The 10,726-nt window shown below is 46.2% G+C and carries 2 protein-coding genes; both read left to right on the forward strand.

Translation table 11 applies throughout. From position 1 onward, the window contains the following. A partial coding sequence (locus GO495_RS31740; RefSeq protein WP_157303987.1) for a T9SS type B sorting domain-containing protein occupies positions 1 to 326 on the forward strand: 326 nt, incomplete at its 5' end. Positions 327 to 651: 325 nt separating this feature from the next. Continuing rightward, positions 652 to 10,726 (forward strand): beta strand repeat-containing protein (locus tag GO495_RS31745; protein ID WP_157303988.1); only part of this gene is annotated, 10,075 nt, incomplete at its 3' end.

Below are 10,726 nucleotides of genomic sequence, written 5' to 3' on the forward strand. Positions count from 1 at the left end.
GTGGTACAGCTACAGACCAGATAGCTGTAACATTTAAAGACTGTGATCCGAGACCACAGTTCCCGAATGCCTTCACACCAAATGGCGACGGTAACAACGATACGTTCAAACCGATTGTTAACGGCCCAATGTATGATTACGACTTACGTATCTACAACCGTTGGGGTGAAATGATCTTCATCAGCAAAGACTCCCAGACCGGATGGAATGGTAAGTACGGAGGAAGATTTGTAGACAACGGAACATATGTGTGGATGCTGAGCTACAAGAAATTAATGGGCGGACCTGTTCATGTAGTGAAAGGTGAAGTAACTGTTATCCGATAAGAAGTATAAAATACAAATAGGCAAGTCGCCCCGGATTTTCCGGGGCGACTTTTTTGTTATAAGACCTTTCTGCCCTTTTATTTATATTAAATTATATACACATCTTTTATATTACACATATTATCCATACCTTTAATGTTAATATATCTCCACTTTTAGCCATATCGATAGTAATTAACCTAACCTGTGAAAAGCTTTTACTCTTCTAAAATGCCATCCCGATAAGGGTTTGGAAGACCTTTTCATAGGAAAAATGATAAATCAGGGAAATGAACATGATACTTAATGCTCATGATCTGATACTTTTTTAATAAATAATTGGATAATGAGAAAGATCGTAGCGCTATTAATTTTCTGCGTATTCTGTGCACTTGGCATGGTGCAGGCACAGTCGAAGTACATGAACGTACCGGATACGGTCTGTATGTCGACTAGCAGCAGTACTGCGGATCAGGCTAAGTTTACCAGTGTGAATGCTGTTATGACCGGAGGTACGGGGTATACTTATACTTCAAAAGCCAACTGGACAATCACTACCCCCAGCGGAACAGATGCAGATTATAATATATTATACTCTGCTAACACTTCTACAGTTAAGGCAACAAAGCTGACAAATACGACATCCCTGACACTGGAATTCCTGGTGCCAGGCACTTACGTTTTTACAGCTACCTTCCCTTATACGAAAGGTGGTGTAGCAAAAACGGACGTTATTACCAAAACATTGGTAGCCAAAAACTGTACAATTTCTACCTGTAATGGTGGATACGCTGTAATGGCAGGCTTCAACGAAGACTTTGGTACTACTACTGTCCGCAGGGCTTACCCTGTGGATAGCGTGGTATTTTATAAATACCTGGGAACAGGTACCCTTGCAGATGAATACTATTCAATTGATAAAACCACTCACTTACGTGATGAATGGATAACTTTACCAGACCATACAGGTAATACGAATGGCGCTATGCTTGTGGTGAATTCGGCTGCTGTACCTCAGAGATTTTATCAGAAAAAAGTAACCGGTCTTTGTAGTGGATCTGTTTACAATTTCAGCGCATGGGCACTGAACTTAAATACTCAAAATACATTTGAGAATGGTTGCGTGAGTGATTACAAGTATGCAGGGGTAACCTTTCAGGTGGTCAATGCGGCTAATCCAACCCAGGAACTCGCTAATTTCAGGACCTATGCGATATCAATGAAGCTCCCCGATGCGAGCGCCAGCTGGCAACGTTATGGTGGTCAGTTTACCATTCCATCCGGTGTAACAGATGTATTGGTGCGTATTATTAATAATAAGCCTGGTGGTTGTGGTAACGATATCGCCCTTGATGATATTAACTTTACTTATTGTAGCCCTATTATTACTGCCGGTCTGGTAGGTACTAATACCAGTTTGAAAGAGGTATTGTGTGAAGGGACCCCGGATACATTATCATCCTCTATATTACCAGTCGGATATTTCGTTAAACCCGTTTATCAATGGGAGATGAGTGATAACGGGGGTATTTCCTGGTTTAATGTACCTTATGGCACGGCGAGGGATTCTTTACTGAAGATCCCTGCGGGAGCATTAAAAGGTACTAAAACGGTAGCGGCTGACTACCTTTTCCGCGTTCGTGTATATGATAAAGGAATCCCTGATTCCTTAGGTTGCGCTAATCCGTCAAGCCCGGTCAAAATTACGATCTTACCAATGCCCATCCTGTCTCTTACCAAGAGTCAGGTCTGCGTGGGGGATGCTGTTGACTTAGAAGCATCAGGCGGTTTCGATTCTTTTTCATGGAAAGACCTTCCAGGATATACAGGTGCGACAAGATCGGTCACGTTAACAAAGGACACTACTATCTGGGTGTATGGTTATGTGTACTATGGTGAAGGAGGTGGCAGAACATGTATCGATTCAAATAGTGCCGCCATTAAAACAGATATTAAGCCTGTTGTGGATGTTGCTCCTGATACGATAGCCATTTGTCTGGGAGAAGTGGTGGATTACAAAATCAACAAATCACTGGCTGGTAAGGAAATCAGGTGGTATCATGGTTCTCATGGTACTGCAATAGATACTACATTAATGTCTGAATGGAATGGTGCCACTGATATTGAGGTCCAACCCGGATCATTGGCGGATAGTATTTATTCTGTGATGGTGAGGTCCGGGACCTGTGAGGTCGAATCGGCCCCTCTAAGGGTTATCATTACGCAAACACCACCTAAGATCAAGTTCCCGCCGATCATAAATTGCTCCAGTGTTAATACAACGGGGGTATTCAACCTGCCGGATTCTACGCAGGCTGGTGTAATCGGTTCATGGTCTATTGTATCTTATTCAGGTATTGATCTTCAACCGGGTGAAACGATCGATGACTATGTCAAGATCTTCAATCCCTCCAAGATGAATACCAAAGTAAGTATGCCATATGGTAGTACGGTGGTAATCGGTTGGACGGCTCAGCCTACAGTTAACGGAAACTGTAAGATCACTTCTACAGATACCCTCTCCCTGGTGAACAATCCTACCTACAGCGATGCTGGTCCGGATCAGACACAGTGCGGTAGCTCGAATGTATTCACGATGGCAGCTTCTGCTCCGGATCTTACATTGACCGGCCTTGCTGCGGAAAGCGGTAAATGGACACTGGTATCTGGTGTAGCTACAATTGCAGATGCTACCTCTCCTACTACAACGGTTACAGTGGCTGGGATACAGGATGTAGTATTAACCTGGGCCATTACCAATGCTGCCGGTTGCGCAGGTAACGTGGCGACTGTTACCTTACACAAAACAGCTCCTCCATCTGCTGTACTGAAAGCGCCTCTCACTATCTGTAGTTCTGCGGGTACCTTTAATGTGGATACATTATCAACAACAGGTGCACCAACTAAATATGTGCTGAAAGCGGGTACCCCTGCCCTGCCTGGTTTTGTAACAATGACCGATACGCTTGTATGGCCTATCACCGTTACTTACCCAACAGGTACATTACCTGCTCCTAATACTTATAACTTCATTCTTACGGTGGCTACTGCCAACCCTGGATGTACGACAGATATTCCTTTCTCTTTAAACATTTCTTCTCCTCCAACCGCTCCTACAGGCGTGACCGTTGGTACGCCCAGTATTTGCGATACAGGTAGTACCATACTGACAGTTGTAGGTGGTGACCTTGGAAAGAAAGCAGATGGTGTTACACCGGATGCAAAATGGAAGTGGTATGCAGGAGCATGTGGTGGTACACCTATAGACAGTGGTGCTTCTATCGCTGTTCATGGTATCGCTGCTACCACTACTTATTATGTGAGAGCAGAAGGTACCTGCGGAAATACTACCTGCGCAAGCGGAACGGTGACTGTATATGTTAAACCACCCACAGCAGCTGCTGGTCCAGACCAGTCACATTGTTCTGACTCCCTGTTCACCATGGCGGCTAACACCGCTACTCCCGGTACAGGTGCGTGGACGATCGTTTCCGGTACTGCTACCATTACTACACCTGCCAGTCCTACAAGTACTGTGTTCGTGTTAGCTGGTAACACGGCTACTTTACGCTGGACCATCGTAAATGGTATTTGTTCTACCAGTGATGACATTGTACTGACCAACTATAAAAAAATCCAGGCTAATGCCGGTGCTGACCAGAATCATTGCGCTACTCCTGCCTTCACCATGGCAGCTAACACGCCTGCTACCGGATCAGGCTTATGGACAGTGGTTTCAGGTGCTGCTACCATCACAACTCCTGCGAGTGCTACTTCGGCAGTGACGGTTGCTACAGGCGCTACCGCTACTTTACGCTGGACCATCACTAACGGAAGTTGTACAACAACTGACGATGTAGTGTTAACGAACTACGCTACACCAACAACTTCTGCTGCCGGTGCTGCTCAGACACATTGTAATGATTCTCTGTTCACCATGGCTGCTAACACGCCGACTGTAGGAACAGGATTATGGACAATTGTTTCAGGTACTGCTACTATCACAACACCTGCCAGTCCTACAAGTACTGTCTTCGTGTTAGCGGGTAACAGTGCTACGCTGCAGTGGACCATTTCCAATGGTACATGTACGCCTTCTTCAACGACTCTTGTTCTTACCAATAACAAAAATATCCAGGCTACTGCTGGTGCTGACCAGACCCATTGTGCTACACCTGCTTTCACCATGGCGGCTAACACACCTGCCACCGGATCAGGTTTATGGACAGTGGTTTCAGGTGCTGCCACCATCACAACACCTGCAAGTGCTACTTCTGCAGTAACGGTTGCGACAGGTGCTACCGCTACTCTGAGATGGACAATCACCAACGGAACTTGTATAACAACAGATGATGTAGTTTTAACGAACTACGCTACACCAACCACTTCGGTTGCTGGTTCTAATCAATCACATTGTTCTGATTCTCTGTTCACGATGGCGGCTAATACGCCAACAGTTGGAACAGGATTATGGACAATTGTTTCGGGTACTGCAACTATCACAACACCAACCAGTCCTACCACGACTGTCTTTGTATTAGCTGGTAAAACAGCTACCCTGCAGTGGACCATTTCCAATGGAACATGTGCCGCGTCTTCAACGACTGTTGTTCTGACCAATAGCGCTGCGCCAACGCCAATCACTCCGGCTCCGGACCAGACACATTGCTCAGACTCCCTGTTTACAATGGCAGCTACTCCTGCTAGTCTGGGTGCTGGTGTATGGACCATCCTTTCAGGTACTGCTACCATCACAACACCTGCCAGTCCTACAAGTACTGTCTTCGTGTTAGCTGGTAACACTGCTACCTTACGCTGGACCATCACTAACGGAGCCTGCGTATTAACAGATGATGTTGTACTGACAAATAATAAGAAGATACAGGCTACTGCTGGTGCTGACCAGAACCATTGTGCTACACCTGCCTTCACTATGGCGGCTAACACGCCTGCTACCGGATCAGGCTTATGGACAGTGGTTTCAGGTGCTGCTACCATCACTACACCTGCCAGTGCTACTTCGGCTGTGACGGTTGCTACAGGTGCTACCGCTACCTTACGCTGGACCATCACTAACGGAAATTGTACAACAACTGACGATGTAGTGTTAACGAACTACGCTACACCAACAACTTCTGCTGCCGGTGCTGCTCAGACACATTGTAATGACTCTCTGTTCACTATGGCTGCTAACGCGCCAGCTGTTGGAACAGGATTATGGACAGTTACTTCCGGTACTGCTACTATCACAACACCAACCAGTCCTACAAGTACTGTGTTCGTATTAGCTGGTAATACCGCTACTTTACAGTGGACGATTTCGAATGGTACATGTACTGCTTCTTCAACAACAGTTATACTTACTAACTATAAGAATATCCAGGCGAATGCTGGTCCTGCTCAGAACCATTGCGCTACTCCTACTTTCGCCATGGCGGGGAATACGCCTGCTACGGGTTCAGGATTATGGACAGTGGTTGCTGGTACAGCTACCATCACAGCACCTGCAAGTGCTACAACTACGGTGACAATTGTCAGCGGCAGTACCGCTACATTACGCTGGACTATCACTAACGGAACCTGTACCACAACAAGTGATGTAGTGTTAACAAACTACGCTACACCAACAACTTCTGTTGCCGGTTCTAATCAATCTCATTGTTCTGATTCTCTGTTCACCATGGCGGCTAACACGCCAACGGTTGGTACAGGATTGTGGACAGTTACTTCCGGTACTGCAACTATCACGACACCTTCCAGTCCTACTACGACAGTGTTTGTATTAGCTGGCAAAACAGCTACGCTGCAGTGGTCCATTTCCAATGGTACCTGTACACCTTCTTCAACGACTGTCGTACTGACCAATAACGCTGCGCCTACGCCAATCACTCCGGCGCCTGACCAGACACATTGTAATGATTCTCTGTTTACAATGGCGGCTACTCCTGCAAGTCTGGGTGCTGGTGTATGGACCATCCTTTCAGGTACTGCTACCATCACAACACCTGCCAGTCCTACAAGTACGGTGTTCGTGTTAGCGGGTAACACCGCTACTTTACGCTGGACCATCACTAATGGTACCTGCGTATTAACAGATGATGTTGTACTGACAAATAATAAGAATATCCAGGCTACTGCCGGTGCTGATCAGAACCATTGCGCTACACCAGCCTTCACCATGGCGGCTAACGCGCCTGCTACCGGATCAGGATTATGGACAGTGGTTTCAGGTACTGCTACCATCACAACACCTGCAAGTGCTACTACCGGAGTAACGGTTGCTACAGGAGCTACCGCTACCCTGAGATGGACCATCACCAACGGTAATTGTATAACAACAGATGATGTAGTGTTAACGAACTACGCCACGCCAACAACATCTGCTGCGGGTCCTGCTCAATCACATTGTTCTGATTCTCTGTTCACGATGGCGGCTAATACGCCAACTGTTGGAACAGGATTATGGACAGTTACTTCCGGTACTGCTACTATCACAACACCAACCAGTCCTACAAGTACTGTGTTCGTGTTAGCGGGCAAAACAGCTACGCTGCAGTGGACCATTTCCAACGGTACATGTACCGCTTCTTCAACGACTGTCGTTCTGACCAATTATATGAAGCCTGCTAACGCAGCAGCCGGACCAGATCTGTCTCATTGTAATGATTCACTGTTTACCATGGTAGCCAACAAAGCCACTTTCGGAACAGGAACATGGACCATTGTTTCAGGTGCCGGTACTATTACCAGTCCTAACAGTGAAGTAAGCACCGTCTTTGTAACAGCCGGTAACACCGCTACATTAAGATGGACTATCACCAATGGCGTTTGTACTACCAGTGATGATATCATCCTGAGCAATGCACAGAATATACAGGCGGTTGCTGGTCCTGACCAGAATCAATGTTCAAATACTTCCTTTACCATGGCGGCTAACAGTCCAGGTACAGGAACCGGTGTATGGACAATATCAAAAGGAGCGGCTACTATCACAACACCAACCAGTCCGACAACCGCGGTAACCGTGAACAACGGTGACTCTGCTTACCTGGTTTGGACCATCACAAATGGTACATGTATAACTACTTCGCAGGTTATTTTAAGAAACTACGAAATACCAACAACTTCAAATGCTGGTACTGATAATTCACATTGTAATGACTCCCTGTTTATCATGGCGGCTAACAAGCCAACAGTAGGAACAGGTTTATGGACCGTTGTTTCAGGAACTGCTCAGATAAGAACTCCGACAAGTGATACCAGCTCAGTTATAGTAAAAGCAGGAACAACTGCAACATTGCAATGGACTATCTCCAACGGTGTATGTACTCCTTCCTCTTCTACGGTTGTATTGCATAATGCTCAGAATATACTGGCGATTGCCGGCCCTGACCAGACTCATTGCGCTACTCCTCTCTTTACCCTCGCGGCCAACGATGCAGGTACAGCAACAGGTGCATGGTCAATTGCACAAGGAACAGCAACTATCACAGATCCCACCAGTCCAACATCAACAGTAACAGTTCCAGATGGTGACTCTGCTTACCTGGTATGGACAATCAATGATGGTTCTGATGGTTCATGTACCAGTTTATCAACAGTAATTTTAAGGAATAATGCTATTCCAACAACATCTGTTGCCGGTCCTGCTCAACAACATTGTAATGACTCTCTGTTCACCATGGCGGCTAACAAACCAACCATCGGAACAGGTTTATGGACGGTTGTTTCCGGAACGGCCGTTATCAGAACTCCAACAAGTGATACCAGTTCAGTAATAGTAACAGCAGGAAATACCGCAACATTACAATGGACTATTTCCAATGGCATATGCGCGCCTTCTACTGCTACTGTTGTACTGACTAACTATCAGAATATTCAGTCAGTTGCTGGACCCGACCAGGCTCATTGTGCAACTCCTGCCTTCACGCTTGCGGCGAACAGCCCGGGTACAGGCACAGGTGTATGGACAGTTGCACAGGGAACTGCGACTATCACATCACCCAACAGTCCGACATCAGCCGTAACTGTTCCAGATGGAGATTCTGCTTACCTGGTATGGACAATTACTAATGGTGTATGTACAACCAGTTCAACAGTAATTCTAAGGAACTACGCTCCTCCAACAACATCTGTTGCGGGTCCTGCACAACAACATTGTTCTGACTCTCTGTTCACCATGGCTGCAAACACGCCAACTGTTGGAACAGGATTATGGACAGTTACTTCCGGTACTGCTACTATCACAACACCAACCAGTCCTGCAAGTACTGTGTTCGTGTTAGCGGGTAAAACAGCTACCCTGCAGTGGACGATTTCTAATGGAACATGTGCCGCGTCTTCAACGACTGTCGTACTGACCAATTATATGAAGCCTGCTAACGCAACTGCCGGACCAGATCTGTCTCATTGTAATGATTCACTGTTTACAATGGCAGCTAATAATGCTACGTTCGGAACCGGTGTATGGACAATCGTTTCGGGAACGGCGACTATCACTACTCCTTCAAGTGCAGTCACCACCGTGATAATAAAAGCCGGTAATACTGCCACTTTAAGATGGACCATCACAAATGGTGTTTGTACAACCAGTGATGATATCATCCTGAGCAATGCACAGAAAATACAGGCAGTTGCTGGTCCCGATCAGGCACACTGTATGGATCCAAACTTTACCATGGCAGCTAACAGTCCTGGTACAGGAACAGGCGCATGGTCTCTGTTAAAAGGAACGGCTACTATCGCCGCACCAACCAGTCCTACATCAGGTATAACAGTTGCCGCAGGTGATTCTGCTTACCTGGTATGGACCATCACTAACGGAACCTGTTCAACTACCTCTCAGATAATTTTAAAAAATGCACAGAAAGCAGTAGATGCGGATGCAGGTATTGCACAGGAACATTGTGGAGATCCTATTTTCACCCTGGCTGGTAATACACCTGATCTGCCGTCTGCTATTGGTACCTGGACCGTTCTGTCGCCTGCTTCTGTGAAGATCGCGGCTACAGAAATCCATAAACCAAATGCAGTCATAAATGTACCTGCCGGTGTGACTGCTACACTGACATGGACCATTACTAACTTTACATGTTCCACTTCTTCCAATGTAACACTCACTAACTTCGGTCCGATACTGGGTAACACCATTACGGCTGACCAAACGTTGTGTGCTACTGAAACACCTGCTACTCTCAACGGTGGCGCTATAAGTGGTGGTAAAGGAACATACACCTACCAGTGGATCATCAGTACTGACAGTACCAACTATGCTTCTATTGCAGGGGCAACTAACAACACGTATTCACCTGGTGTAATAGCTGTCACCACCTGGTTTAAACGGGTAGTGACTTCCGGTGCATGTGCATCTGATACCAGCAAACCAGTGAAATTACAACTGATCACCAAACCGCCTGTAGTAGTAACCGTACCCGCTGCCATCACAACAGATTGTATCCAGGGTAAAGATTACACTACACTCTTTGGTACACCTACCTTCAGCCATGAGCCATACAGTAAAGAAGTACTGACCGTTACTTCCGCTGATGTAACGACTGTGGTAGATGCCTGTACAACAACCATCAAACGTACATGGACAGCCACTGACCGTTGCGGATTGACAACTTCAGCACAACAGACCATTACGGTGATAGACAGAACGGCTCCGGTATTCACCACCACCGCACCTGCTAACATCACTGTAAATTGTGATGCAGTACCTGCTGCTGTAAACCTGACCGCAAAAGATGATTGCGCAGGGATGCTTACCGTTGTACCGATCGAAGTAAGACAGGATATTCCTGGTGCTTGTACCAGCAATTACCTGCTGATCCGTAAATGGGTGATCGCTGATGCCTGTGGTAATGTGAGTGATACCTTGAGACAGACCATTACAGTGAAAGACTTAACACCACCTGTATTTAACATGGTACAGCCTGCAAACATCACCGTAGATTGCGATAAGGTACCTGCTAAAACAGACCTCACCGCTACTGATAATTGCACTCCGGGTATCATTACAGTAACGCCTACAGATTCGCTGGCCACTATAACAGGAAACACCTGTAAACAGAACTATCGTATCATCCGCAAATGGGTGGCTACTGATAACTGTGGTAACACCACCATACTCAGACAAACAATTACAGTACAGGATACTTCAAGACCGGTATTCTCTATCCCACAACCTGCTAACATTACAGTAGATTGTGATAAGGTACCTGCCCTGCCAACTGTCACCGCTACCGACAACTGTACGGCTGTCGTAACAGTTACCGTTGGACAGAAAAAAGAATTCCTGTCAACCACCTGTTCTAATAATTATAAATTAACACGTACCTGGACAGCTAAGGACGATTGTGGTAATACCACCACTATGTCTCAGGTGATCGTAGTACAGGATACGACCAGACCAACATTCA

The organism is Chitinophaga oryziterrae, from assembly GCF_009758125.1.
GTDB lineage: Bacteria > Bacteroidota > Bacteroidia > Chitinophagales > Chitinophagaceae > Chitinophaga > Chitinophaga oryziterrae.